The sequence below is a fragment of the Streptomyces sp. NPDC057963 genome (genome assembly GCF_042887155.1).
In the GTDB taxonomy this organism is placed as follows: domain Bacteria; phylum Actinomycetota; class Actinomycetes; order Streptomycetales; family Streptomycetaceae; genus Streptomyces.
In genome coordinates this window covers 313,679-339,256 of the sequence record NZ_JBHVPX010000009.1, presented here as the reverse complement: position 1 = coordinate 339,256, position 25,578 = coordinate 313,679, and the positions used below count along the sequence as shown (strand labels likewise).

Here is a 25,578-nt window from a genome sequence, read left to right as displayed (position 1 = left end):
ACCGGTGGTACCGCCCCGTGCCGGACCTGCGCGTGGCGCCCGTTGCGTCGCGTCGCGCGGTCCGCTCGCTGATGGCGACGATTTGGCGTGCCTTTCCGCCGTTCGGGCCCTGCTCCATGAGCGGGGAGTGTGCCTCTCGCTCACACGTCGGCCTGGGGCCGTTGAGGCACTGCCCGGGTCTCCTGGGTCTTCAAGTCCGCCGCATCCCCTGAACTGTTGGAACGGATGGTTCCGTGAGGCGGGCCTTTCGTGTGGTGCGGTCAGAACCGGAAGGCCCGCACGACGAAGGTCTGTCCGGCGGCCGACGGCCGGTCCGCCCAGCTCTGGTCGGAGACGGACCCGACGACGGCCGGGTGGTCGTCGGTGTGGGAGGGGGCGCCCACCGGCGCGGTCGCACAGCCGGAACCGGTCCGTGCCGGTCGGTGCCCCAGAGCGTCTCGGAGACGGTGAAACTGCCCGAACCGGTCTCGGCGGCCCTGCGACCTCGGTGACATCGGCGAACTGGTTCGGATCCTATGGGCCGTCCCAGAACGAGCGGAGCAGGACGGCGAGCTCGTCGACGCGCTCGATCTGCGGCATGTGGCCGGTTCGGGAGAACAGGTGGGTGCGTGCCCGGGGAAGAGCGGCAGCGGCGTTGACCAGGTGGGTGGCCGGCAGGATCCTGTCGTGGGTGCCCCAGACGACGAGCGTGGGGATGTCGAGCTCCGAGACCTCGGTGAGCAGTTCCTCGCGCCAGCCGCGGCGTACGCCGCGCCACGAACCGAGGGCATGGGACTGGCGCCGGAACGCTCGTGCCGCCCCTTCGCGGCGGGAGAGCGCGAGTGCCAGGGCGACCCGTTCGGGTGTGGCGAAGGCCGGGTCGTAGAAGATGGAGCGCTCCGACAGCAGCGCGCTGTCCGCATGGGGACGCAGAAGCAGCCGCCAGAGCAGGGGAAGGCCGAGGATGCGCAGGGTCCAGGTGACGTCGCGGCCGAACCCTGCGCTGTTGAGCAGTGCCAATGACGCCACCCGCGCGGGGGCATCGGCGGCGAGCCGCATCGCGACGGCGCCTCCCAGTGAATTGCCCACCACATGGGCGCCCGAGGGAACCCCGAGCACCTCCAGGGCCCCTTCGACGTGCTTGGCCAGTGCTGCGAGGCGGCAGTCCGGCAGGGCCTGCGACTGCCCGAAGCCCGCGAGGTCGACGGCGATCAGCCGGTGGTCGGGCAGAGCGGCCCGCAACGGCTCCCAGTCCTCCAGGCTGCGGCCCAGTCCGTGCAGCAGGATCACGGGTGGACCGGTGCCCGTCGCGGCGTAACGGACGCGATGTTCCCCGACCTCGACGAACTCTGCCGATTGCACGCCGACTTCTGGTTCCAGCGGTTGCACTGGGCAACTCCTCGTTTCAGCGGGTTGGGGTGATGTCGGTGATCACGCCGTCGTGGGACGCGTGGTTGTCGGAGAGGTGGGGCACGTGGCGGGCCAGGTCGAGGAAGAAGCGTTCGGGTTCGATCACGGTCTCGGGTGGATGAACGCCGGGTCGGCCGCCGGTGCCGTCGAGCAGTTGAGCGAGCCCGAGGGCCAGGGGGATGCCGGTCGCTTCCGCCATGTCGTTGATCAGTGCCGACATACCGGATGTCTCGGAGAGCCTGGTCAGGACGGTGACCGGGCGGCCGTTGCTGGTGCCCGTGGCCGCGGCGAAGAACGGCGGTAGTGATTGGGGGCCCTTGAGGCCCATGGCGCCTGCCACGGCCCGCAGGCCGCGCGACAGTGAGGGCTTGGCCAGGTCGGCGGCGGCGGTCTCGTTGGTGAGTTTGCCGGCGTCGATGTCGCGGCGCAGGACGTCCAGGTAGGCGAGTGTGCCTGGGGTGATGACCATGAGGTTGGCGGCTTCGCCGGTCGGGCGGTAGCTGCGGTGGAGGGTGACCGGCTCGGGGTGTCCGACGGTGTAGGCCGTTCCGGAATGTTGGGCGGAGAGGGTCAGCGCGACCGGACGGAGCGGTCGTCGGTGGACGAGTTGTCCGTTGCTGACGACGGCTACTTTTCCGCTGATCTGCTCCATCCAGTGCACGGCGGCGGCGCTGGGGCGTCCGTCGGGGTCGAGCAGTTGCTCGTCGTCCTGCTCGCCGCCGGAGACGTCGACGGGCCATGCGGTGTAGAGGTCCTGGACGTGGTCCAGCTGCTGGACGGCGCGTGCGGCCAGCAGGTTGCTGACTCCGGGGCTGGCACCCATGCCCACCACCGCGCAGACTCCGGCGGCCCGTGCTTCCTCGTCGAGGTCGAGCATCCGCAGGGTCGGTTCCCAGTCGTCGCAGATGTCCAGGTAGTGGGTACCGGTCGCGATCGCGGCACGCAGCACGGTCAGGCCGAAGCGGTAGTACGGGCCGACGGTGTTGAGCACGACATCCGCGTCAGCCAGCGCGGCCCGCAGGGCGGTGTCGTCGGTCACGTCCACCTGCAGGGCCCGCAGGGGCGCGCCACCGGCACCGGCGAGGCTGTCTACCAGCCTCTGGGCCGCTTCGAGGCGTTTGTCGGCCACCACGATCTCGGTCACCTCGGGCAGCCCGGCCGCCACCCGCACCGCCACAGCCCCCATCGCGCCCGGTCCGCCGAGTGCCAGGATCCTCATCAGCTCACCTCTCTCTAGTTCGATACGATCGAATATTATACGATCGGTTCAAGTTCGAGCAATTATTGACGGAGGAGGATCATGGCCGACCCACAGTCCGCGGACTCGGCTCGGCGCGGGCCGGAGATCGACGACTGCCCGCCGGTGGATGCCTGCGCCCGTGTGCTGGCCGACGCCTTTGTCCGCGAGCCGGCGGTCTCCTGGATTTGCGGCAATTCAGCCGACGCGAGGAGGAACTGGTTCGACGCCACCCTGCGCGCCGATGCCACCCTTCCCGGATCGCGCCGCTACACCCTGACCGGGGACGGCGGCCGCCCCCTCGCGGCCGCCGTCCTCACTCCGCCCGGGGCGGCACTTTCACTGGCTGCGCAGGCGCAGTGGGGGGCCCGTACGCTCGCGCGTTGTGGGTCCCGGGCCGTGCAACGGACCCTGCGCTATCTGCAGATCACCGAAGCCGGTGCGCCCGAGGGGGCCTGGACGCTGGAGTTCATCGGGGTCGATCCCGGCGCGGCGGGCCGCGGTGCGGGACGGCGGCTCCTCGACCGCCTGTTCGCCGACACGCCGGCCACGGCCGGGGTCTTCCTCGCCACCGCGGACCCCGGCAATGTGGCGCTCTGTCAGCACTTCGGGTTCGTCACCCTGAGGCGCCTGTCCGTCGGACCACTGAATGTCGCGACCATGTTGAGAAGGCGTACAAGCAGCCCGTAGCCGTGCACAGTTCACAGGGCTCTCGATGTTCAATGGCCGGAGCCGCGCAAAAGCACCGCCCCGGACGACCCGGCTGGATCCTCGCGAGCGGATCACCGGCGGCTTCCTTCAGGCGGACGTGAACGCACCACCCGAGCAGAAGCACATCGCGAAACGGATCTCCGCCGTCTTGTCGAAGAACACGGCACCTACGAGCTCTCGTATCAGATGGTCCGCTCCTGCGCCGGTTCCGGTTCCTCGCCGCGGTGGACGTCGAATGGGGCCGTGGGAAGCGCGCGGACGTACGCGAATTCGTCCTCTGGCTCCGTACGTGCCACAACCCGGCGCGGGACAGGCGTCCCCTGGACGCACCCGTACCGTGGTCGCTGAACGCGCGCATTGCAAGCGGTACTTGAAGTCCGGCTGTGCCCCGGCGGCCATCAATCACGCGGGGTCGGTGCCGGCGGCGTTGTCATCCGTACAGCCGCCGGGGCGCAGCAGGCCCCGCTCGTCGGACTTGGCCGGCCGCTGCGGTACGAGATGGGTGGCGCCGCCGACGGTGATCGGCACCGGCCGCGGGGTGGCGGCCTTCCACGGGGCGCGGCGGTGGCGGATGTTGCTGCGGGACATCTTCCGCTTGGGAACGGCCATGCCGGTTCCTGGTTCGAGGATGGGCTCGACACATGGAGTCCATTGCCACATGTGTGTCGATCGGGACCGTGTCGAGTGGCCGGCAGCGCGAGGCCGATGTCGGATTCTCGCCAGCGCCGGGGTGTCCGGTGCCCGATGCTTGAACCATGCACACCGACACCGAGCGCTGCGTGCGGGCCGTCCAGTCCAAGGACGCCCGCTTCGACGGCTGGTTCTTCACGGCGGTCCTGACCACCCGGATCTACTGCCGCCCCAGCTGCCCCGTCGTGCCGCCCAAGGTCGAGAACATGACCTTCTACCCCAGCGCCGCCGCCTGCCAGCAGGCCGGATTCCGGGCCTGCAAGCGGTGCCGGCCCGACACCAGCCCCGGCTCCCCGGCATGGAACGCCCGCGCGGACTCCGTCGCCCGTGCGATGCGACTCATCCGGGACGGCGTCGTCGACCGTGAGGGCGTCCCCGGTCTCGCGGCCCGTCTCGGCTACTCCGCCCGGCAGATCGAGCGCCAGCTTCTCGCCGAGCTGGGCGCCGGTCCGCTCGCCCTGGCCCGCGCGCAGCGCGCCCAGACCGCGCGGCTGCTCATCGAGACGACCGGGATGCCCATGGCCGAGGTCGCGTTCGCCGCCGGATTCTCCTCGATCCGTTCCTTCAACGACACCGTCCGCGAGGTCTTCGCGCTCGCCCCGGGCGAGCTGCGCAGCCGCGCCGCCCGGTCCGCGACACCGTCGCCGGCTCCGGGCGTGATAGCGCTGCGGCTGCCGTACCGGGCCCCGCTCAACCCGACCAACCTCTTCGGTCACCTCGCCGCGACCGCCGTCCCCGGCGTCGAGGAGTGGCGCGACGGCGCCTACCGTCGCACGCTCACGCTCCGGTACGGGCACGGGATCGTCGCCCTCGCCCCGCACCCCGACCACATCGCCTGCCGGCTCTTCCTCACCGATCCGCGCGATCTCACCCTCGCGATCAGCCGCTGCCGCTGGCTGCTCGACCTGGACGCCGACCCGGTGGCCGTCGACGACCAGCTGCGCGCCGACCCGCTGCTCGCCCCCCTCGTCGACAAGGCGCCGGGCCGACGGGTGCCGCGCACCGTCGACGGCGCCGAATTCGCCGTACGGGCCGTGCTCGGCCAGCAGGTCTCGACCGCGGCCGCCCGCACCCACGCGGCCCGGCTGGTCACCGCGCACGGCGTCCCCGTCGACGATCCGGAGGGCGACCTCACCCATCTCTTCCCGACCCCCGAGGCCCTCGCCGGGCTCGACCCCGATCGACTCGCCCTGCCGCGCAGCCGCCGCACCACCCTCACCACCCTCGTCGGCGCACTGGCCGACGGCACGCTGAGGCTCGGCACCGACACCGACTGGGAGAAGGCGCGGTCCGAACTGGCCGCTCTCCCCGGCTTCGGCCCCTGGACCGTGGAGGTGATCGCGATGCGGGCGCTCGGCGACCCGGACGCGTTCCTCCCCACCGATCTCGGCATCCGGCGCGCGGCCGGGGAGCTCGGCCTCCCGTCGACGCCCGCGGCTCTCACCGCCCGCGCCGCGGCCTGGCGGCCGTGGCGGGCCTATGCGGTCCAGTATCTTTGGACCGTGGACGATCACCCCATCAACCACCTCCCCGCATAAGCAAGTTGGGAATTCAACCCATGACCGCCACGTACACATCCGCGGCGACCCGGCAGCACACGGTCGTCGACAGCCCGTACGGTCCGCTCACCCTCGTCGCCACCGACGGAGTCCTCGCGGGCCTCTACATGACCGATCAGCGACACCGCCCGCCCGAGGAGACCTTCGGCGAGCCCGACCCGCGCCCCTTCGCGGAGACGATCCGTCAACTCGATGCCTACTACGCCGGTGAACTGCGTGAGTTCGACCTGCCGCTGCATCTGGACGGCACCCCGTTCCAGCGCAGCGTCTGGGAGCAGCTCCAGTTGATCCCGTACGGCGAGACCCGCTCGTACGGCGAACTGGCCGAGTTCCTCGGCAAACCGGGCGCCTCGCGCGCGGTGGGCCTCGCCAACGGCAAGAACCCGGTGAGCATCATCGTGCCGTGCCACCGCGTCATCGGTGCGTCGGGCCGCCTCACCGGTTACGGCGGCGGGCTCGACCGCAAGCAGCGGCTGCTGGCCTTCGAGAACGGTACGCAGGACGACACCCCGGCGCTCTTCTGACGCGGCTCGTGCGAAGAAACGCGAAGAAACACGAAAATCGCGAAGAACCGCGAAGAAACACGAAGGCGGGCCCGGGAGATCCGGGCCCGCCTTCGAGGTCGTGCACAGCAGTGGGCGCTGCCGTGCACAGCGGCACGTGCAGCTGTGCACGGCAGCAGGCGCAGCCGTGCAGGACAACAGGTGCACCAGGGCAACGGCGCCGTACGAAGTGGCGGAGACGTCAGCCGGTGAAGATCTCCACAACCGTCCAGATCGCCAGCCCCAGCATGCAGAACCCGCCGATCCGCTGGACCGTCTTGAGCGGAACCCGCTTCGCGATGAACTGCCCCGCCAGCAGGGCCAGAGCCGAGACGGACATCAGGGCGGCCGCGGACCCGATCGCGGTGGACCAGGTGCCGTTGCTCGCGGCCAGGTTGGCCGTCGTGATCTGGGTGAGGTCGCCCCACTCGCTGATGAAGACCGCCATGAACGCGGTCGAGTAGACCGGCCAGAAGCCGGTCACCGTCTTGGTGCCGCCCTCCTCCTCGTCATCGCCGCCGCCGTTGCGCAGCAGCATGAACGCCCCGAACGCGAAGAGGGAGGCCGAGACGAGCTTGACGCTCCAGTCGGGCAGCAGGCTGATCAGGCTGCCCGCGCCGACGGCGATGGCGACGTGCACGATGAAGGCGGACGACGTGCCGAACCAGACATACAGCGGTCGCATGCGGGTGCCCATGGCAAGCGACGCGAACATCGTCTTGTCCGGGAGCTCCGCGAGGAAGATCAGCCCGAAGGCGGTGACGATCGCCAGGGGGTCGAGGTGCATTCCGGGTGGCTTTCTGTGAGAGCCGGGCCCCGGGCCTTCGCGAAGCACCACTCGGGCTTTCGGAGGACCACTCGGCCCGGCATGACGTCAGCGCCCACGGGGCGCGGGCGTGTCATACCTGACCGAAGGTCTCGCCCGCCCGTAAAGATCCACGGGCCCGGCCACCGGGAACCCGGAGGCTCCAGCGTGTCGACGACCGGTTTGCGGGGCTACTCCCCTTCGCAGCCACCGACTCTACCCCACAGGGCGACGGGGGAGTGCAGGTGTTCGAACCGGTGGCGGGTATCGGTACAGTCCCACGGTGATCATTCGCGTCAGCACCGGAGGGCGCTCCGCATGAGCCGCCGCCCCCGCAAGGCCGCCCCGGCCCCGGGCACGCCCCGGCCCACCGTCAGCGTCTGCCGCGGCTGCTGCTGCGGGACACCGAAGATCCCGGACGTCGACCACGCCGGGCAGCTCGCCGAACTGCGCCGCTCGCTCGGCGAGGCCGCCACGGTCCGCGCCGTGGAGTGCCTGGACGCCTGTGAGCAGGCCAACGTCATCGTCGTACAGCCCTCCGCCGAGGGGCGCAGGGCCGGCGGCCGCCCGGTCTGGCTCGGACTGGTCAACGACCAGGACGCCGTGAAGGACATCAACGCCTGGGTCGAGGCGGGCGGCCCGGGGCTGGTGGACCCGCCCGAGATCCTCGACCTCTACACGTTCCGCCCCTCGCGCCGCGTACAGCGGGAACTGGACCACTGAGGGCTGTCGAAGAGCCGGGCCGGGCTCGCTGTGCCGCCACGGGTTTGACCGTCGGGAGGAAGGCCCGCGGGGCGACCTCCCCGGAGGTCCGCCCCACGGGTCAGCCGGGCCCCTTCGCGGAGCCCGGCCTCCCGAGGGGCCGGACACGTCGTCGGGCGGGAACCGGCAGACGTCGGACGCCACCGCGCGGCCGTACGCCTGCTCCAGCGCGCGTAAGCGTCACCAAAGGCCCGACCCGGGACGGGGACGGCGGCCCGAGCCCCTACCCGTGCGACGTGTCCGGGGCCTCGGCCAGCCGCTTCAGCAGTGCGGGAAGCGCCGTGCCGATGGGCTCGCGGATGGTCTCCTCGGCGAGTTCGTCGTACGGCGTGGGCTCCGCGTTCACCACGATCAGCCGGGCCCCGTTGTCCACCGCGATCCCGGCCAGCGACGCGGCGGGCTGCACCTGGAGCGTGGTACCGACCGCGATGAACACCTGGCAGGCCTTGGCGATCGACATCGCCTCGCCCAGCACCACCGGATCGAGCCGCTCACCGAACATGACCGTCGCCGACTTCAGGATTCCGCCGCAGACCCTGCACGGCGGGTCGGCCTCGCCCGCTTCGACCCGCGCCAGCGCCTCGGTCATCGGGGAGCGGGCGTGGCAGCGGGTGCAGACCGTCTCGCGTGCGGTCCCGTGCAGTTCGAGAACCTTGCGGGCGGGGAGCCCCGCGAGCTGGTGCAGACCGTCGACGTTCTGCGTGATCACCCGCACCGGGGCGCCGGACCGCTCCAGCTCCGCCACCGCGCGGTGGGCCGCGTTCGGCTGCGCGCCCCAGGTCGCGCTCGTGCGGCGCATCTGCCAGGAGCGGCGGCGGATGTCCGGGTCGGCCATGTAGAAGTCGTACGTGACGAGCTTCTCCGCCTCCGGATCCTTGCGCCAAAGCCCGTTGGGTCCGCGGTAGTCGGGGATGCCGGAGTCCGTGGAGATGCCGGCGCCGCTGAGGATCGCGACGAGAGTCATGGCACGAGCGTACGCAGCACCGGCCGATGCCCGCGAGGCCATTTCACCGGGTGCCGGGGTCCGGACGCGGGGCCGGGACCACCACGGGTCCCGGCGCGGAACCCGGGCCGGAAACGAGGGTGCTCGCGGGCGAGGGCAGCCCGCGGGACACCGTCGGAGTCGCCGTGTGCGACCGCGTCGCGGGCGGCACCCCACCGAAGCGCGGGCCGCCGCGCGCGAGGAGCCGCCGCGCGAGGCGGACGTCAGGCCGCGGGACCGACCGGGCTGAACGGTGACGGGGTCCGGCCCGTCCAGGTGTTCAGCACGGCGCGGGCGGTCTGCTTCGTGACACCGCCGTCCTGGACCGTGCCGCTCCGCGCGACATAGAACCGGCCGTCGTCGAGCGAGATCAGCCCGAACTGGCCGTACTGCCCCGGAGCCGGCCACCCGTACGTATCCGTCGCCGTGTCGTGCGCGCCCTGGCGCAGCAGGGGGAGCAGCAGACCGCGCTCCGGCTTCTGCTGCCCTCGGACGGGGCCGCGTACCGGCTTCCTCGCACCGTCCAGCGCGAAGACCGAGTAGTTGGGGAAGCCCGGCTTGGTGCCCTTGTAGACGGCCATCAGCCAGTTGCCGCTGTACCCGTCGTACTCCAGATTCTGCACGCCGTACGTGGTGTTCCCGGTGTACGCGAAGAACTTGCCGTCGACATGGGCGGGGCCGCTGGTGTGCGGGGCCGATTCGGTCAGCGGGCGCTCGTACTTCTTCCACCGCGCGACGTCGTACTGGAGCAGCACCTGGTGGTCGTTGTCCGTGCGGCCCGGGTTGGCGTACACGCCGTACACGACCGTCAGCTCCCGCTTGCCGCGCCGGTCGCCGAACACCGGACCGAACGCGACGCCGTCGATGCCGCTGCAGCCGTACCGGTGGTCGGGCGTATCGGCCGTGTCGCCGTCGAAGACGCCGTCGCCGTTCATGTCGGCGGTGAAGTCCTTCACGACCTCCTTGAGATAGACGGTCGAGACGACACCCGTGGACTGGGCGTCCATGTCCATCCGGGTGATGCGGTCGACGTCGAGGATCGCGATGTAGAAGGACTTCGCCTCCTTGTACTCGAGCGAGCCGTAGACCCTGCCGTCCTTCTCGTTGAAGTCCAGATCACCGAGGTGGCCGGTGAACCCGGTGACCGAGCCGACCGGATTGCCCTTGAGGTCGGTCTTGACCAGCAGGTTGGTCATCGAGAAGTACATGAAGCCCTTACGGCGGTCGATGGCCGTGCCCTGGACATGCCCCGACTGCCAGGCGCCGCCGTCGACCGACAGCGGCATCCTGCGCTGTGCGGCCGGGACCGGGTCCGACGCCGGCTCCGCGGCCGCGGTCGACGTCGTGGCGACGACCGCCGTACAGGCGAACGACGCGACGACGGTGGCCAGCAGTCCGCCGAGGCGGTTGGTGTGCGTACGCATGATCCCTCCGCTGTCGTGGAGTCCGGATGATGCCGGTCGAGCGTGCACTGCGGACCAATGGCACATGAACTCGGATGTCCGGCAGCCGCCACCGGATTATCAGCTGACGTTCCGTCATGACAACAGGGCGCAAGGGGACGCAAGGGGATGCAGGGGGGATACGGTTCATACGCGGCGCGTGATGGGCGTGCGACGCGATCGGTCCGTGGGTCAGCCGTTCGCCGGGTGGCCGTCCTCCAGTTCCACCGCGCCGTCGGCGGTGTCGAGCACCTCCAGCGCCGCCCTCACGCGCAGCGCGAGAGCGCCGCGCAGATAGCGGTCGAGGTCGTCGCGCTCGACCAGTTCCCAGGACAGGAGTTCCTCCTCCTGCAGCCGGATCGCCTTCAGCTCCGCCTCGTCCAGCACTCCGCCGTCGTACAGGTAGGCGGCGATCGGTGGACGCATCGGGCCGCGCGCCCAGTCGATCGCGAGCAGCCGTCCCGGCTCCCGGTCGAGACCGATCTCCTCGGCCGTCTCCCGCCGCGCGGCCTGACGCGGGCTCTCGCCCTCGTCGGACTCGACGGTTCCGCCGGGCAGTGCCCAGCCCTCCCGGTAGTTCGGCTCGACGAGGAGTACCCGCCCCCGGTCGTCCCGGAACACGGTGGCCGCGGCGGCCAGCACCCGGGGGAGGCCCGCGATGTAGGTGGCGTAATCAGTGGTGGTCACGCGGGCAGCGTAGTGGGGGCGCAGCCGGAGCGACGACGGCTCTGGGCAGCGGGTATCCGCTGCGGATAAGGTCGGGGGCGGCGCGACTGCCTGTTCGAAAGCAAGGGATGCAAGGTGGCGGACGGAGCAGTGATGGAGACCGCACGCGTGCTCGTCGCGGCGGACAAGTTCAAGGGCTCGCTCACGGCCGTACAGGTCGCGGAGCGGGTGACGGCCGGGCTGCGGCGCGTCGTGCCCGGGGTAAAGGTCGAGGCCCTGCCCGTGGCCGACGGCGGCGACGGCACGGTGGCGGCCGCGGTGGCCGCCGGGTTCGAGCGCCACGAGGCGCGGGTGACCGGGCCCCTCGGGGATCCGGTGACCGCGGCGTACGCGCTGCGCGACACGACCGCGGTGGTGGAGATGGCCGAGGCATCGGGCCTCCAGCACCTCCCCGCAGGGGTGTTCGCCCCGCTCACGGCCACGACGTACGGCTCCGGCGAACTGCTGGCCGCGGCGCTCGACGCGGGCGCGCGGACGATCGTGTTCGGCGTCGGCGGCAGTGCGACCACGGACGGCGGTGCGGGCATGCTGGCCGCGCTGGGTGCCCGTTTCCTGGACGCGGACGGCAAGCCGGTGGGCCCGGGGGGCGGCGGCCTCGCCGACCTGGCGGAGGCGGACCTGTCCGGCCTCGACCCGCGCCTGGCCGACGTCGACCTGATCCTCGCGAGCGACGTGGACAACCCGCTGACGGGCCCCACGGGCGCCCCCGAGGTCTACGGTCGGCAGAAGGGCGCGACCGAGGAGGACATCGCGACGCTCGACGCCGCGCTCGCCCACTACGCCTCCGTCCTGGGCCCGGACCGGGCCCGGCTGCCCGGAGCGGGCGCGGCGGGAGGCATCGGCTACGGGGCGCTGGTCGCCCTCGACGCCCGGTTCCGCCCCGGCATCGAGGTCATGCTCGACGTCCTCGGCTTTGCTCCCGCGCTGGCACGCGCCACGCTGGTGATCACCGGAGAGGGGTCGCTCGACGAGCAGACCCTCCACGGCAAGGCCCCGGCAGGTGTGGCCGCGGCCGCCCGCGCCGCAGGCATCGAGGTCGTGGCGGTCTGCGGCCGCCTCGCCCTGCCGCCGGAGGCCCTGACCGGCGCGGGCATCAGCCGCGCGTACGCCCTCACGGACCTGGAACCGGATCCCGCGGTCTCCATGGCCCAGGCGGGCCCACTGCTGGAACGGGCATCCGAGGCGATCGCCCGCGACTTCCTGCTGTAATCCGCCCCGGTGGCGACCCGGATCGCCGGACGGGAAGAAGGACCTTTCCTGTCCGGCGACCGGGGGCCGGAGGCCCGATTTCTGTCGGACGGAGCCGAAATGCGAGCCCGCCCGATCCGGTGAATTTGAATTCCAGCCGGGACGGCCCTTGATAGCGGGCCCGGACGGTGCTTGAAAGCAGGTCCGCGCGGTGCGCGAGAATCGGCTCGGACGGTGCTCGAAAGCCGGCTCGCGCGGTGGGTGAAAATCGGCTCGGACAGTGCTCGAAAGCCCGGCCCGCGCGGTGCGTGAGAACGGGCTCGGACGGTGCTCGAAAGCCGGCCCGTGCGGTATGTGAGAGCGAGCCCGGACTGCGCTGGAGAACCAGCCCGGACGGGTTGGGGAAACGAGCCCGTCCGGCGGATGCGAGTACCGGGCCCCCGGGCTCTGCATACCGAGCTCGCCCGCGTTTCGAATATCGAGCCCGCCCGGCATTTCGAATATCGAGCCCGTCCGGCGTTTGAGGACAAAAGCGGGGGTCCGGGGGCTTGCCCCCGTTCCGCGAAAGGGCCGGCAGGGGGAAACCCCGCGCAGCGGAACCCACCACGCCCTCACCACCATGCCCCCGCACCACCCCCGCCCCCCTCCGCGTCACCCCACCGACGGCGCGGCCCCCTGATCACCGCTCGTATCCGCGTCAGGACGATCCCCGTCGGCGAGCAGCTCCGCCAGGCACCGCAGCTCCGACGGCAGGTCGCGACGCCACGCCATCGTCACGAACGGGGCGAGGATGATCATGCCGCCGTCCAGGTGGGGCTTGACCGATACGTTGACCATCGTCCCCCGTCGGCTGGGACTCAGCCGGAATTCGAGTTCCGGCGAGTGGCGGCCCAACGGGGTCCACATGCATCCGCCGCGGAACGCCAGGTACTCCACCGGTGTGCTCGCGGTGCACGTGAGGCGGTGTGCCCGCCGTCTGCCCGGGAACTTGCAGGTGTATTCGGCGCCGAGTTCCGCGGTGATCGGGCCTTCGATCACATGATCGATGCTCGATGACCACATGGCCAGGTTCCGCGGATCCCGTAGGAACGAGAATATCTCGTCGGCGGGGCGAGACACATGGACATTCGCTGACACATGGGGCATGGCTCCACCTCTTACGGCGCCCGGTCGCCCGATTTCTCGACGTCCGGTAGCCCTCGTCGCGGTGCCGTCGCCCCTCAGCCTGCTGCGAATCGCGGGTTGGCGCGCGCCTCGCACGGCCGATGGAGTGAATCAGGTGTCCTGGCGTGCCACCTTCTCGGAGAGTTGCGTACACAACCGCTTGATCTCCTGATAAGTGCGCTCCCGTTCGGTGACGACCGCCGCGAGGACCAGAGCGGTGAGCGAGACCGCTCCGTTGAACGCCTGGAGCGTGATCATGTTGGTGAGGAGACCGTGGTGGGCGAAGGGGCCGGTCATCCGACCGGCGGCGAGGATCGCGAACACGGACACGCCCAGCGCGCAGCACGCGGCACCGGCCCGCTCGAAACGGAAGGCGGCCCAGATCAGGAAGGGGAACACGAGGAAGAGGAACGAGGCGTGGGAGGTATCGGTCGCCAGGAGGGTGACGGCCACGGTGCACACCACCAGCACGGCCGCCTCGACCCATCTGGACAGGCCGACGCCGTGCGGCCGCCGGGCCCGCCGGAGGGCGAGCAGGAACGGCGTGACGACCATGACGCCCATGGCGTCGCCCGTCCACCAGACCGACCAGGTCGGCCAGAAGCCCCCGGGCGGAAGCGCTCCCGACAGGGCCAGGGCGCCGCTGCCCACGGTCGCGCTGATCAGCATGCCGCCCAGCGCACCGAGGAAGACCAAGGCCAGCGCATCCCGTAGGAGGCCGAGGTCGTCGCGGAAGCCGGCCCGGCGGAGCATCAGGCAGGAGCAGACCGGGGCCAGGGTGTTTCCCACCGCGATGATCAGTACGGGCAGGGCGGAGGGCCCGATGAACACGTTGGCGGCGAGGGCGCCGAGTGCGATCCCGGGCCAGATGCGCAGACCGAACACGAGAAGCGCGGCGACCGCGATCCCGGTCGGCGGCCACAGCGGCGTGACCTGGCCGCGTACCAGCTGCTGGAGCAGCCCCAGGCGGGCCGTCGCGTAGTAGCAGACGGCCACCGCCAGGAGCGTGAGGGCCGTGGCCGTGTGCCGCCTGAGCTGTGCGCTGTCCACCACAGCAGCATCAGACACCACCCGCACGTACCCCGGCCGCTCTGGCACGCCGAAGCCACGCCGACACCATGACCGGAAGACCGGAAGACCGGAAGACCAGCAGACCAGGAGACGGACGAACGGCCGATGCAACGCCCGGAGACCGGAAGGCGGACGAGCGAGCGAACGACGGAGCGAGGCGCGTCCCGCTAGCCGGCACCCGGTGCACCGTCGTAGCGGACGACGAGGACAGCGGCGTCGTCCTTGTGACCGGTCAGGTCCGCGACCTCGATCACCCGTGCGGCCAGCTCGCCGGGGTCTGCCGCGTCCGCCGCTCCGACCAGCGCGGACACCGCGGCCAGTCCCTCGTCCATGGGGTAGGCCGGCCCTTCCACGACCCCGTCGGTCACCAGGACCAGATATCCGGGTCGAGCCAGTCGCCGACGGGTCACGGGGTACCGCTGGCTGGGCAGTATCCCCAGGGGCACCCCACCGGCGTCGAGGGAGATGCCCGAGTCGCCGCCGTCGGTGCCCCAGACGATCGGGACGTGTCCGGCCCGGGCGACGGAGATCTCGCCGCTCTCCGGGACGACACTCAGCAGGGAGCAGGTCGTGAACAGGTCGCAGCCCAGCGAGATCAGCAGATCGTTGACGCAGGCCAGTACCTCTCCGGGGTCGACCGTGACGCTGGCGAGGGCCCGGAGACTGGCACGGGCCTCACCCATGAAGGCGGTGGCCTCCACCCCGTGCCCCTGCACGTCGCCGATGGCGATACCGGCGATCCCGTCCCGCATCGGGAACGCGTCGTAGAAGTCGCCGCCGACGGCCAGGCCGTCCTGCGAGGGGGAGTACCGGCCCGCGATCCGGATCCCCGGGAAATCGGGCAGTTCGGCCGGGAGCATGTGGCGCTGCAGCGCCACGCCCAGCTCCGCCGGGGCCTGCTGGAGCCTGATGTTCTCCAACGCCTGATCGATCAGATGCCCGAGGGTGACCAAGAGCTCCTGGGTGTTCTCCGGTGCGCTGTGGTGTCGGTGCATGACGCCCCCACGCCTACGGGTGCGGCCCCGTCGAAATACGGGTGCGTCCCTGTTGAAACCTTAGCCCTCCTGCCGAAGGGCGCAGGACGGCCCGGGTGCGCACGGCCGACGCAGGTTGCCTGTCCGCCCCCGCCGTCGCAGGCTGGAGAGGTGGCTGTCCCCGCTCCCGGCCCGGCCGAGCAGACCGTCTGGGCCGTCCGGACACCCGGTCCGATCGGGACCGGGCCTCTGGCACGGGTGGGGCGCGCCGTGCCCGCACCCGGCCCCGGGGAGCTGCTGCTGAACGTGGAAGCGTGCGGCGTCTGCCGCACGGACCTCCATCTCACTGAGGGCGACCTTCCTCCGCACCGCCCATCCACGGTCCCCGGCCATGAGATCGTCGGCCGGGTGGCGGCTCTCGGCGACGGGGCCGGCCTCTTCCGTATCGGCGACCGGGTGGGTGGAGCCTGGCTGCGCGGTACGTGCGGGAGCTGCCGTTACTGCCGGGACGGCCGGGAGAACCTCTGTCCCCGGTCCGTCTACACGGGCTGGGACGCGGACGGCGGCTTCGCCGGCGCGGCACTGGTTCCCGAGGCGTTCGCCTACCGGCTCCCGGACGACCGGGATGCCGCCCGGCTCGCACCTCTCCTCTGCGCGGGGATCATCGGATACCGGTCCCTCAGGCGCAGCGCTCTGCCGGAAGGCGGACGGCTGGGGATCTACGGCTTCGGCGCGTCGGCCCACCTGGCCGCTCAGGTGGCCCTCGCCGAGGGCGCCACCGTTCATGTGCTGACCCGCTCGGCGCAGGCGCGTGCGCTCGCTCTGGAGCTGGGCGCCGCATCGGCCGGCGGCGCCTACGACCGCCCGCCGGAACCCCTGGACTCGGCGATCCTGTTCGCACCCGTCGGTGATCTGGTGCCGGTGGCGCTGGAGGCACTGGACCGTTCCGGCACGCTGGCCGTCGCCGGAATCCATCTCTCCGACATCCCCGTGCTCAACTACCAGCGCCATCTCTTCCAGGAGCGCAATCTGCGCAGCGTCACCTCCAACACCCGGGAGGACGGCCGCGCATTCCTCGCGCTGGCGGAACGCGTGGGCATCCGGGTCACGGTGAGCCCCTACCCGCTGAGCAGGGCCGACCAGGCACTGGCCGATCTGGCGGCGGACCGGGTGAACGGGGCCGCCGTGCTGGTGCCCGGCTGACAGGCGCCGGTCCGGACCGATCGGTTCCGCGCCGACGGCCCTTGCGGATATGCGCGTGCGCGCTGCCGGCCCCTGCGGATACGTGAGAGGGCCCCGGGTGCTGGGGAGCACCCGGGGCCCTCTCACGTATGTTCCTTCGTCGTGGCCCTACGGCAGCTGGGCCGCCCGTGCGTCGCGCCGGTTGCCGCGGAAGGTGTTCACCCGCCGTGCCGTCGCGAAGAGCGGGATGACCGCTCCCAGGACCACCTGCAGCGCACAGCCGGTCTGGAGCAGCAGCTGACCGCCGGGGGCGTCGAACGCCCACGCGGCGAGGAGCCCCATCGCGGCCACGATCCAGCTGAGCATCGCCACCGCGAGGACCCCCCGCGGCTTCGGGTACTCGACCCGGCTGACCATCAGCCACGCCACTCCGACGATGGCGAGCAGCGTCGGAGGGAAGGGCAGCTCCAGGAGCACGATCGAGACGACCGTGAGCGCTCCGAAGGGGCTCGGCATGCCCTGGAACATGCCGTCCTTCATGGTCACGCAGGAGAATCTGGCAAGCCTGAGCACCACCGCCAGCAGCACCACGATCGCCGCCAGCGCCGACACCCGCTGGTGTGCGTCGTCCGCGACCATGCCGTACACGAGGACGAAGTACGCCGGGGCGAGCCCGAAGCTGATCAGGTCCGAGAGGTTGTCCAGCTCGGCACCCATCGGCGAGGAGCGCAGCTTGCGCGCCACCAGCCCGTCGAAGAGGTCGAACACCGCGGCCAGGAGCATGAGGATCACGGCGGTGGCCGCGGAGTGCCGGGCCATGCCGCTCTCGTCGCTGCCCGTGAGGTGCGGGATGAGGATTCCGGTGGTGGTGAAGTACACCGCCATGAATCCGCACGTGGCATTGCCGAGAGTGAGGGTGTCCGCTATCGACAGCCGCAGAGAGAGCGGCATGTCCTCGCCGGCGTCCTCCTCGGACTCCGCCTCCGGTACCCAGCCGGCCTGAGTGTCAGGATCAATCACGGTCAATTCGAGTCACCCCCGCGGTGGTGGCCTGGCCGACCTCGACCGCGACATCGATACCTTCCGGAAGGTAGATGTCGACCCGGGAGCCGAAGCGGATCAGACCGATGCGCTCGCCCTGCTCCACCTTCGCGCCCTGCGGGGTGTACGGGACGATACGACGTGCGACGGCACCCGCGATCTGCACCATCTCGATGTCGCCGAGCTCGGTGTCGAAGTGCCAGACGACGCGCTCGTTGTTCTCGCTCTCCTTGTTGAACGCCGGAACGAACCCACCGGGGATGTGCTCGACCGAGGTCACCGTGCCGGCCAGGGGCGCGCGGTTGACGTGGACATTCAACGGGCTCATGAAGATCGCGACGCGGGTGCGCCCGTCCTTCCACGGCATGATGCTCTGCACCACGCCGTCGGCCGGCGAGATGACCCGGCCCTGGGTGATCTCGCGCTCGGGGTCGCGGAAGAACCACAGCATGCCCGCCGCGAGCGCGGTGGTGGGCACGGCCACCGCCGCCCAGCGTCCGGACTTGCGGGCCCGGGTGAGGCTGAGCGCCGCGGTGGCGACGGTCGGCAGGAGCCACGGCGAAGCTCCGCGCGCAAGGCGGACTCCGCCGCGTGGTGCAGAGGTTTGGCTGTCGGGCATGGATGACCTTCGTAGCGGATGATGCCGCGCTGGCAACGGGGGACGGCGGCTTTTCCGGCGATGTTATCGGTTGCGAGCCGCAACTGGGCAAGCCAGCAGCCGAGTCGGACGGCTTGAAGGCACCGGCAGAGGATGACAGGGTGTGATCTTCTTCGCGGCCAAATCGCCTCGAAAGGGACAATCAACCCTGGAACCGGTACTCCTCGAGGAGTCGGCGCCCAATGATCATTTTCTGGATCTCAGCGGTACCTTCGCCGATCAACAGCATCGGGGCCTCCCGGTAGAGGCGCTCGATCTCGTACTCCTTGGAGAAGCCGTAGCCGCCGTGGATCCGGAAGGCGTCCTCGACGACTTCCTTGCAGTACTCGGAGGCGAGGTACTTCGCCATCCCTGCCTCCAGGTCATTTCGCTCCCCGGAGTCCTTTTTGCGTGCCGCATTTACCATCATCGCATGGGCGGCCTCGACCTTGGTGGCCATTTCGGCCAGCTTGAACTGGATCGCCTGGTGCTGGGCGATCGGCTTTCCGAAGGTGTGGCGCTGCTGGGCGTAGGAAACGCCCAGTTCGAATGCACGCTGAGCGACACCGCAGCCACGCGCGGCTACATTTACGCGGCCGACCTCGACGCCGTCCATCATTTGGTAAAAACCACGGCCGGTGGTGCCGCCCAGTACTCGATTGGCCGGAATGCGCAGTCCGTCCATGATGAGTTCGGTCGTGTCGACACCCTTGTAACCCATTTTGTCGATTTTGCCGGGGATGGTGAGGCCGGGCCGGACCTCGCCGAAACCGGGCTCCTTCTCGACCAGGAACGTCGTCATCGACTTGTGCGGGGCGGTCCCCTCGGGGTGGCCTTCGTCACTCCGGCACAGGACGGCGACGAGTGAGGCCGTACCGCCGTTCGTCAGCCACATCTTCTGGCCGTTCAGGACGTACTCGTCGCCGTCCCTGACGCCCTTGGAGGTGATCGCCGAGACGTCCGAGCCCAGCGCCGGCTCGGACATCGAGAAGGCGCCCCGGACCTCGCCCAGCGCCATCCGCGGCAGGAACGTGTCCTTCTGTTCCTGGGTGCCGTGCTGCTTGAGCATGTACGCCACGATGAAGTGCGTATTGATGATCCCCGACACGCTCATCCAGCCGCGGGCGATTTCCTCCACGCACAGCGCGTAGGTGAGAAGCGACTCGCCCAGGCCCCCGTACTCCTCGGGAATCATCAGCCCGAACAGGCCGAGCTCCTTGAGCCCCTCGACGATCTCGGTCGGGTACTCGTCACGGTGCTCCAGCCGGGTCGCGACCGGAAGGATCTCCTTGTCGACGAAATCCCGGACCGTGGAGAGGATTTCCTGCTGGACGTCATTGAGGCCGGCCGTCTGGGCGAGTCGCGTCATGGCTACTTCTCCACGTTCTTCTGCGAAGGCTGGTTCAGCTCGGGGCGGCCGGGCTGCTCGCCGCCGCGCTCCTTGATGTACGTCTCGGTGGGGACCATCACCTTGCGGCGGAACACGCAGACCAGCGTGCCGTCCTGCTTGTATCCCCTGGTCTCCACATAGACGATTCCGCGGTCGCTCTTGGATTTTGACGGAGTCTTGTCGAGAACCGTCGTCTCGCCGTAGACCGTGTCGCCGTGGAAGGTCGGCGCGACATGCTTCAGCGACTCGACCTCAAGATTGGCGATGGCCTTTCCGGAGACGTCCGGAACCGACATGCCGAGAAGCAGCGAGTAGATGTAGTTGCCGACGACAACGTTCTTCCCGAAGTCGGTCGTCCGCTCCGCGTAGTTGCTGTCCATGTGCAAGGGATGGTGATTCATGGTCAGCAGACAGAAAAGGTGGTCGTCGTATTCCGTGACCGTTTTCCCGGGCCAGTGCTTGTAGATTGCACCGACCTCGAACTCCTCATAGGTGCGTCCGAACTGCATGATCAGGCCTCCGGCGCTTCGAACGCGGACGTGCGCTGCATACCGGCCGCGCGGCCCTTGCCTGCGACGACGAGCGCCATCTTGCGGCTCGCCTCGTCGATCATCTCGTCGCCCAGCATCGCCGAACCCTTCTTGCCGCCCTCCTCGGACGTGCACCACTCGTACGCGTCGAGGATCAGCTCGGCGTGGTCGTAGTCCTCCTGCGAGGGCGAGAACACCTCGTTGGCCGCGTCGACCTGACCGGGGTGCAGCACCCACTTGCCGTCGAAGCCCAGCGCCGCCGCACGGCCCGCGACCTCGCGGTAGGCGTCCACGTCGCGGATCTGCAGGAACGGGCCGTCGATGGCCTGGAGATCGTGCGTACGGGCCGCCATCAGAATGCGCATCAGGATGTAGTGGTACGCGTCCGCGCCGTACCCGGGCGGCTGCTGACCGACGACCAGGGTCTTCATGTTGATCGATGCCATGAAGTCGGCCGGGCCGAAGATCAGGGTCTCCAGGCGGGGCGAGACGGCGGCGATGGCGTCGATGTTCACCAGGCCCTTGGCGTTCTCGATCTGCGCCTCGATGCCGATCCTTCCGACCTCGAAGCCCATCGTCTTCTCGATCTGGGTCAGCAGCAGGTCGAGGGCCACGACCTGCTGGGCGTCCTGGACCTTCGGCAGCATGATGCAGTCGAGGTTCTGGCCGGCGCCCTCGACGACCGTGATGACGTCGCGGTACGTCCAGTGCGTCGTCCAGTCGTTGACCCGCACGACCCGGGTCTTGCCCGTCCAGTCGCCGTTGTTCAGCGCGTCGACGATGGTGTGCCGGGCGCCCTCCTTGGCGAGCGGCGCGCAGGCGTCCTCCAGGTCGAGGAAGACCTGGTCGGCCGGGAGGCCCTGGGCCTTCTCCAGGAACCGCGGATTCGAGCCGGGCACGGCCAGGCAGGAACGGCGCGGACGCAGGCGGTTCGGGGGCTGGGTCATGCGAGGACCTCCTGAGGGTCGAGCTTGTTCGCTTTCCGGATCTCGTCGACGATACGGCCGATGATCTCCGTGATACCGAAATCCTTCGGGGTGAATACGGCGGCGACACCGGCCCCGATCAGGGCCGCGGCATCGGCGGGCGGAATGATCCCGCCAGCGATCACCGGGATGTCGGCGGCGCCCGCCTCGCGCAGCCGGGTGAGTACGTCGGGGACGAGCTCGGCGTGCGAACCGGACAGGATCGACAGACCGACGCAGTGCACGTCCTCGGCGAGGGCGGCTGAGACGATCTGTTCGGGGGTCAGCCTGATCCCCTGGTAGACGACCTCGAAACCGGCGTCACGGGCCCGTACGGCGATCTGCTCGGCACCGTTGGAGTGCCCGTCCAGGCCCGGCTTGCCGACCAGCAGCCGCAGCCGCCCGGCGCCCAGGTCGGCCGCGGTGCGGGCGACCTTCTCGCGGACGAGGGCGAGCGGTGTGCCGGCCTCCGCGGTCACCGCGACCGGGGCGGACGAGACGCCCGTCGGAGCCCGGAACTCGCCGAAGACATCGCGCAGCGCCCAGGACCACTCGCCCGTGGTGACACCCGCGCGGGCGCACTCCACGGTCGCCGCCATCATGTTCCCGGTGCCCGCGGCGGTCTTTTTCAGCGCGGCCAGGGCATCGGTGGCACGGGCCTCGTCGCGGTTGTCCCGCCATGCGTGGAGGGCCGCGACGACCCTGGCCTCGTTTGCGGGGTCGACCGTCATGATCGCTGCGTCGAGGTCTGCGGTGAGCGGGTTCGGTTCCGTCGTCTCGTAGATGTTGACGCCGACGATCTTCTCCTCGCCGCCCTCGATCCGGGCCCGGCGGGCGGCGTGCGAGGAGACCAGCTCGGACTTCAGGTAGCCGGACTCCACGGCCGCCATGGCGCCGCCCATCTCCTGGATCCGGTCGATCTCGGCGAGCGACTCGGTGACCAGCTCGTCCACCTTCGCCTCGACGACGTGCGATCCGGCGAAGATGTCCTCGTACTCCAGCAGGTCGCTCTCGTGCGCGAGCACCTGCTGGATACGGAGCGACCACTGCTGGTCCCACGGCCGGGGGAGCCCCAGCGCCTCGTTCCAGGCGGGCAGCTGGACGGCTCGGGCACGGGCGTCCTTGGACAGGGTGACGGCCAGCATCTCCAGCACGATGCGCTGGACGTTGTTCTCCGGCTGTGCCTCGGTCAGCCCGAGCGAGTTGACCTGGACGCCGTAGCGGAAGCGGCGCTGCTTGGCATCGGTGACGCCGTACCGCTCGCGGGTGACCCGGTCCCAGATGCGGCCGAAGGCGCGCATCTTGCACATCTCCTCGATGAAACGGACGCCCGCGTTCACGAAGAAGGAGATCCGTGCGACCACATCGCCGAACCTCTCCGGGGGCACCTGACCGGAGTCCCGTACGGCGTCCAGGACCGCGACGGCCGTCGACATGGCGTACGCGATCTCCTGGACGGGAGTGGCTCCCGCCTCCTGCAGGTGGTAGCTGCAGATGTTGATCGGGTTCCACTTCGGGATGTGGTTGACCGTGTACGTGATCATGTCGGTGGTCAGCCGCAGCGAGGGGCCCGGCGGGAAGACGTGCGTGCCGCGCGAGAGGTACTCCTTGACGATGTCGTTCTGCGTGGTGCCCTGGAGCTTCGCGGGATCGGCGCCCTGTTCCTCGGCGACCACCTGGTAGAGCGCCAGCAGCCACATCGCGGTGGCGTTGATCGTCATCGAGGTGTTCATCTGCTCCAGGGGGATGTCCTGGAACAGCCGCCGCATGTCACCGAGGTGCGAGACGGGCACGCCGACCCGGCCGACCTCGCCGCGGGCGAGGACGTGGTCGGGGTCGTACCCGGTCTGCGTCGGCAGGTCGAAGGCGACCGACAGGCCCGTCTGGCCCTTGGCGAGGTTGCGCCGGTAGAGCTCGTTGGACGCCTCGGCGGTCGAATGACCCGCGTACGTCCGCATGAGCCACGGGCGGTCCTTCTGACGCCCACTCATGTCAGACGTCCCGGCTGTGCTCGCCGGTCCGCTCCGCCGACGCGTCACGGAACAGGTTGATGGCGTCGACGTGCTTCTCGCGCAGCTCGTGGTCGCGCACGCCCAGGCCCTCGCGGGGGGCGAGCGCCAGCACGCCGACCTTGCCCTGGTGGAGGTTGCGGTGGACGTCGTACGCGGCCTGACCGGTCTCCGCCAGGGAGTAGACCTTCGACAGCGTCGGATGGATCTTTCCCTTGGCGATCAGCCGGTTGGCCTCCCACGCCTCGCGGTAGTTGGCGAAGTGCGAGCCCACGATCCTCTTCAGCGACATCCACAGGTAGCGGTTGTCGTACTCGTGGTTGTAGCCGGACGTCGAGGCGCAGGTGACGATCGTGCCGCCCTTGCGGGTCACGTACACCGAGGCGCCGAAGGTCTCGCGGCCCGGGTGCTCGAAGACGATGTCGACGTCCTCGCCGCCGGTGAGTTCACGGATGCGCTTGCCGAACCGCTTCCACTCGCGCGGGTCCTGGTGGTGCTCGTCCTTCCAGAACGTGTAGCCCTCGGCGGTGCGGTCGATGATCGCCTCGGCGCCCATCCTCCGGCAGATGTCCGCCTTCTGCTCGCTGGAGACGACGCAGATCGGGTTGGCGCCACCCGCCAGGGCGAACTGCGTGGCGTATGAACCGAGTCCTCCGCTGGCGCCCCAGATCAGCACGTTGTCGCCCTGCTTCATGGCGGCGCCGTTGCGCGAGACGAGCTGGCGGTACGCGGTGGAGTTGACCAGGCCCGGGGCGGCGGCCTCCTCCCAGCTGAGGTGCTGCGGCTTCGGCATCAGCTGGTTGGACTTGACGAGCGCGATCTCGGCGAGGCCGCCGAAGTTGGTCTCGAAGCCCCAGATCCGCTGCTCGGGGTCGAGCATCGTGTCGTTGTGGCCGTCCGAGGACTCCAGTTCGACCGAGAGGCAGTGTGCGACGACCTCGTCGCCGGGCTTCCAGGCGTTGACTCCGGGGCCGGTGCGCAGGACGACGCCCGCGAGGTCGGAGCCGATGACGTGGTACGGCAGGTCGTGGCGCCTGGTGAGCTCGCTGAGCCTTCCGTAGCGCTCCAGGAAGCCGAAGGTGGCCATCGGCTCGAAGATCGAGGTCCACACGGAGTTGTAGTTCACCGAGCTCGCCATGACGGCGACCAGCGCTTCGCCGGGCCCGAGCTCGGGGACCGGGACCTCGTCGAGGTGCAGTGACTTGCGGGGGTCCTTGTCGCGGGTGTCGAGCCCCGCGAACATCTCCGTCTCGTCCTTGTGCACGGTCACCGCGCGGTACGACTCGGGGATGGACAGGGCTGCGAAATCCGCGGCCGTACTGTCCTGCGATTGGATCGCGTCCAGGATTTCCTTCACGGTGTGCCTCCGGTGAAGCGGCGTCGAGGGAACGCTTGAGGGTCCCCGTCGATGAGGGGTGCAGTGCGATGTGGAGGTGCTGCCGTCGGTTCGGCTGGTAGGGCTTCGGCTTGCTCTGTGGAGCAGAAGGGTTCGCCTGTGACGCAGGCGTCCGGGCGCGCAGGCAATCGCTTGCGGGGACAGCCGGCGTACGTGAGGTCTCAGCACGCCGGCCGCCCGGACAACTTCAACGTATGGCACTCCGTGACACCTGGCAAGGCACTCCGTGCCAACAATTTCTCTCACTTGTCACCCGATGGGCACGCATGAGCGACGGGAGAGATGTTCTGTCCGGTTGTGTTCCGTCGGGAGCGGTCAGCGCGAGGGCCGGTACACGTACGGCGTCGTGGTGCCCAGGTCGAGGAATCCGAGTCGCCGGAGGATCGGGCGGCTCTGGTCGGAGGCGTCGACCTGAAGGTAGTCGTAGCCGCGCTCCGCCGCGATCCGGGCGCGGAAGGCGACCAGGGCCCGGTAGACGCCCCTCCCGCGCCACGCCTGGACCGTTCCGCCGCCCCAGAGCCCGGCGAAGCCGGTGCCGGGGTACAGCTCCATCCTGGCCGAGCTCACCGGCTCGTCGCCCGCCATGGCGAGGACGCCGACGAAGCCGTCCGGGTCCTCGGCCAGTCTGGCCGCCACCTGATGCCGCAGCCGCGACCAGTCCGACCCGAAGGCCCGCTCGTGGGCGCGGGCCATCAGCTCCACGTCGTCCGCGTCGCTCACGGTGCGCAACCGGATCCCCTCGGGGAGCTCCACCGCCGTCGCGAGGTCCGCCACCGGGGCGACCAGCAGGGTCTCCGGCTCCTCCGCCTCGAAGCCGGCCGCCAGGAGCCGCTCCGCGAGATCGGCCGGCCGGTCGTGGGCGTACAGCTTCCACTCGAACTCGTCGTGCCCGAGGGCCGTGTAGCGCGCGATCTGTGCCGCGATCGCCGCGTCCGCCCTGGCGGGATCCAGGTCCGGGGCCGACCAGACGACGCCGTTCCAGTCGTCGGCCGTGCCGACCTGCCGTACGACGTCGGCGGTGCGCTCGACCCGGACGCCGGGGCCGTCGGGGCGGGCGTGCTCGCGCATGCGGCGGTCGAAAAGGGTCAGAAGTATGGTGCGATCATGATCCATCCGCACACCACAGCACCGGGGCGCGGGCGCGGCAACCAGGATTCGGGGAGGGAGCGGCAACCAGGTTTCCGGC

25 protein-coding genes are annotated in these 25,578 nt (G+C 70.1%); 6 read left to right on the top strand and 19 right to left on the bottom strand.

What is annotated here, in order from left to right; genetic code table 11:
• Positions 1–260 precede the first annotated feature (260 nt).
• The 3 genes from ACFVT1_RS23055 to ACFVT1_RS23045 form a co-directional block, all read right to left on the bottom strand.
• Positions 261–383 carry a hypothetical protein gene (locus tag ACFVT1_RS23055; RefSeq protein WP_389798395.1) on the bottom strand — a complete coding sequence of 41 codons (123 nt, stop codon included), beginning with the start codon at positions 381–383 and terminating at the stop codon, positions 261–263.
• Between the two features lie 130 nt (positions 384–513).
• Positions 514–1,341, bottom strand: coding sequence for an alpha/beta fold hydrolase (locus ACFVT1_RS23050; RefSeq protein WP_389798393.1), 828 nt, complete (start codon positions 1,339–1,341; stop codon positions 514–516).
• A 43-nt stretch (positions 1,342–1,384) separates the two neighbouring features.
• Positions 1,385–2,608 carry a saccharopine dehydrogenase family protein gene (locus tag ACFVT1_RS23045; RefSeq protein WP_389798391.1) on the bottom strand — a complete coding sequence of 408 codons (1,224 nt, stop codon included), beginning with the start codon at positions 2,606–2,608 and terminating at the stop codon, positions 1,385–1,387.
• Positions 2,609–2,689: 81 nt separating this feature from the next.
• Between ACFVT1_RS23045 and ACFVT1_RS23040 the strand changes: the two genes are divergently transcribed.
• Positions 2,690–3,316 carry a GNAT family N-acetyltransferase gene (locus ACFVT1_RS23040; RefSeq protein WP_389798389.1) on the top strand — a complete coding sequence of 209 codons (627 nt, stop codon included), beginning with the start codon at positions 2,690–2,692 and terminating at the stop codon, positions 3,314–3,316.
• Positions 3,317–3,739: 423 nt separating this feature from the next.
• Here the strand turns inward: ACFVT1_RS23040 and rpmF are convergent, their stop codons facing one another.
• Positions 3,740–3,946: a 50S ribosomal protein L32 gene (gene rpmF, locus ACFVT1_RS23035; RefSeq protein WP_389798387.1), complete on the bottom strand. Its 207-nt coding sequence runs from the start codon at positions 3,944–3,946 to the stop codon at positions 3,740–3,742.
• A 146-nt stretch (positions 3,947–4,092) separates the two neighbouring features.
• On the opposite strand from rpmF, the gene ACFVT1_RS23030 reads away from it, so the two are divergent.
• Positions 4,093–5,565, top strand: a complete 1,473-nt coding sequence (locus tag ACFVT1_RS23030) for an AlkA N-terminal domain-containing protein (RefSeq protein ID WP_389798385.1) — start codon at positions 4,093–4,095, stop codon at positions 5,563–5,565.
• Positions 5,566–5,585: 20 nt separating this feature from the next.
• Entirely contained in the window at positions 5,586–6,110 is a 525-nt protein-coding gene (locus tag ACFVT1_RS23025; protein ID WP_389798382.1) for a methylated-DNA--[protein]-cysteine S-methyltransferase, read from the top strand.
• 220 nt (positions 6,111–6,330) lie between these two features.
• Here ACFVT1_RS23025 and ACFVT1_RS23020 read toward each other — a convergent pair whose 3' ends face one another.
• On the bottom strand, positions 6,331–6,915 hold the full coding sequence (locus tag ACFVT1_RS23020) for a TMEM165/GDT1 family protein (protein WP_389798380.1): 585 nt from the start codon (positions 6,913–6,915) through the stop codon (positions 6,331–6,333).
• A gap of 336 nt (positions 6,916–7,251) precedes the next feature.
• Between ACFVT1_RS23020 and ACFVT1_RS23015 the strand changes: the two genes are divergently transcribed.
• The gene (locus tag ACFVT1_RS23015) at positions 7,252–7,656 is read left to right on the top strand and encodes a (2Fe-2S) ferredoxin domain-containing protein (protein WP_389798378.1); all 405 of its coding nucleotides are present in this window, start codon (positions 7,252–7,254) and stop codon (positions 7,654–7,656) included.
• A 262-nt stretch (positions 7,657–7,918) separates the two neighbouring features.
• Here the strand turns inward: ACFVT1_RS23015 and ACFVT1_RS23010 are convergent, their stop codons facing one another.
• The 3 genes from ACFVT1_RS23010 to ACFVT1_RS23000 form a co-directional block, all read right to left on the bottom strand.
• The gene (locus tag ACFVT1_RS23010) at positions 7,919–8,659 is read right to left on the bottom strand and encodes an NAD-dependent deacetylase (RefSeq protein WP_389798375.1); all 741 of its coding nucleotides are present in this window, start codon (positions 8,657–8,659) and stop codon (positions 7,919–7,921) included.
• Positions 8,660–8,901: 242 nt separating this feature from the next.
• Positions 8,902–10,101, bottom strand: a complete 1,200-nt coding sequence (locus ACFVT1_RS23005) for a hypothetical protein (protein ID WP_389798373.1) — start codon at positions 10,099–10,101, stop codon at positions 8,902–8,904.
• 210 nt (positions 10,102–10,311) lie between these two features.
• Positions 10,312–10,806, bottom strand: coding sequence for an NUDIX domain-containing protein (locus ACFVT1_RS23000; RefSeq protein ID WP_389798370.1), 495 nt, complete (start codon positions 10,804–10,806; stop codon positions 10,312–10,314).
• Between the two features lie 132 nt (positions 10,807–10,938).
• Here ACFVT1_RS23000 and ACFVT1_RS22995 point away from each other — a divergent pair, with 132 nt between their 5' ends.
• Entirely contained in the window at positions 10,939–12,054 is a 1,116-nt protein-coding gene (locus ACFVT1_RS22995; protein WP_389798368.1) for a glycerate kinase, read from the top strand.
• A gap of 630 nt (positions 12,055–12,684) precedes the next feature.
• Here ACFVT1_RS22995 and ACFVT1_RS22990 read toward each other — a convergent pair.
• The 3 genes from ACFVT1_RS22990 to ACFVT1_RS22980 all read right to left on the bottom strand — a co-directional run bounded on the left by ACFVT1_RS22990 (position 12,685) and on the right by ACFVT1_RS22980 (position 15,263).
• Positions 12,685–13,179 carry an SRPBCC family protein gene (locus ACFVT1_RS22990; RefSeq protein ID WP_389798366.1) on the bottom strand — a complete coding sequence of 165 codons (495 nt, stop codon included), beginning with the start codon at positions 13,177–13,179 and terminating at the stop codon, positions 12,685–12,687.
• Between the two features lie 129 nt (positions 13,180–13,308).
• The gene (locus ACFVT1_RS22985; RefSeq protein WP_389798363.1) at positions 13,309–14,265 is read right to left on the bottom strand and encodes an MASE1 domain-containing protein; all 957 of its coding nucleotides are present in this window, start codon (positions 14,263–14,265) and stop codon (positions 13,309–13,311) included.
• A 170-nt stretch (positions 14,266–14,435) separates the two neighbouring features.
• Positions 14,436–15,263, bottom strand: coding sequence for a PP2C family protein-serine/threonine phosphatase (locus ACFVT1_RS22980; RefSeq protein ID WP_389798361.1), 828 nt, complete (start codon positions 15,261–15,263; stop codon positions 14,436–14,438).
• A gap of 150 nt (positions 15,264–15,413) precedes the next feature.
• Between ACFVT1_RS22980 and ACFVT1_RS22975 the strand changes: the two genes are divergently transcribed.
• Positions 15,414–16,445 carry a zinc-binding alcohol dehydrogenase family protein gene (locus ACFVT1_RS22975; protein ID WP_389798359.1) on the top strand — a complete coding sequence of 344 codons (1,032 nt, stop codon included), beginning with the start codon at positions 15,414–15,416 and terminating at the stop codon, positions 16,443–16,445.
• A gap of 147 nt (positions 16,446–16,592) precedes the next feature.
• On the opposite strand, the gene pssA is transcribed toward ACFVT1_RS22975, so the two are convergent.
• The 8 genes from pssA to ACFVT1_RS22935 form a co-directional block, all read right to left on the bottom strand.
• Positions 16,593–17,450, bottom strand: coding sequence for a CDP-diacylglycerol--serine O-phosphatidyltransferase (gene pssA / locus ACFVT1_RS22970; protein ID WP_362196925.1), 858 nt, complete (start codon positions 17,448–17,450; stop codon positions 16,593–16,595).
• Positions 17,437–18,084: a phosphatidylserine decarboxylase gene (locus tag ACFVT1_RS22965; RefSeq protein ID WP_389798356.1), complete on the bottom strand. Its 648-nt coding sequence runs from the start codon at positions 18,082–18,084 to the stop codon at positions 17,437–17,439. Before ACFVT1_RS22965 ends, pssA begins: the two co-directional genes overlap by 14 nt.
• Positions 18,085–18,265: 181 nt before the next feature.
• Positions 18,266–19,471, bottom strand: a complete 1,206-nt coding sequence (locus ACFVT1_RS22960) for an acyl-CoA dehydrogenase family protein (RefSeq protein WP_389798354.1) — start codon at positions 19,469–19,471, stop codon at positions 18,266–18,268.
• A gap of 2 nt (positions 19,472–19,473) precedes the next feature.
• Positions 19,474–20,001, bottom strand: a complete 528-nt coding sequence (locus ACFVT1_RS22955; RefSeq protein WP_389798351.1) for a MaoC family dehydratase — start codon at positions 19,999–20,001, stop codon at positions 19,474–19,476.
• A gap of 2 nt (positions 20,002–20,003) precedes the next feature.
• Positions 20,004–20,969, bottom strand: a complete 966-nt coding sequence (locus tag ACFVT1_RS22950) for an HpcH/HpaI aldolase/citrate lyase family protein (RefSeq protein ID WP_389798348.1) — start codon at positions 20,967–20,969, stop codon at positions 20,004–20,006.
• A complete protein-coding gene (locus ACFVT1_RS22945; protein ID WP_389798346.1) occupies positions 20,966–22,978 on the bottom strand; it encodes a protein meaA in 2,013 nt (670 codons plus the stop codon). Before ACFVT1_RS22945 ends, ACFVT1_RS22950 begins: the two co-directional genes overlap by 4 nt.
• A 1-nt stretch (position 22,979) precedes the next feature.
• Entirely contained in the window at positions 22,980–24,353 is a 1,374-nt protein-coding gene (gene ccrA / locus ACFVT1_RS22940) for a crotonyl-CoA carboxylase/reductase (protein WP_389798344.1), read from the bottom strand.
• A gap of 354 nt (positions 24,354–24,707) precedes the next feature.
• The gene (locus ACFVT1_RS22935; protein WP_389798341.1) at positions 24,708–25,505 is read right to left on the bottom strand and encodes a GNAT family N-acetyltransferase; all 798 of its coding nucleotides are present in this window, start codon (positions 25,503–25,505) and stop codon (positions 24,708–24,710) included.
• Positions 25,506–25,578: the final 73 nt, after the last annotated feature.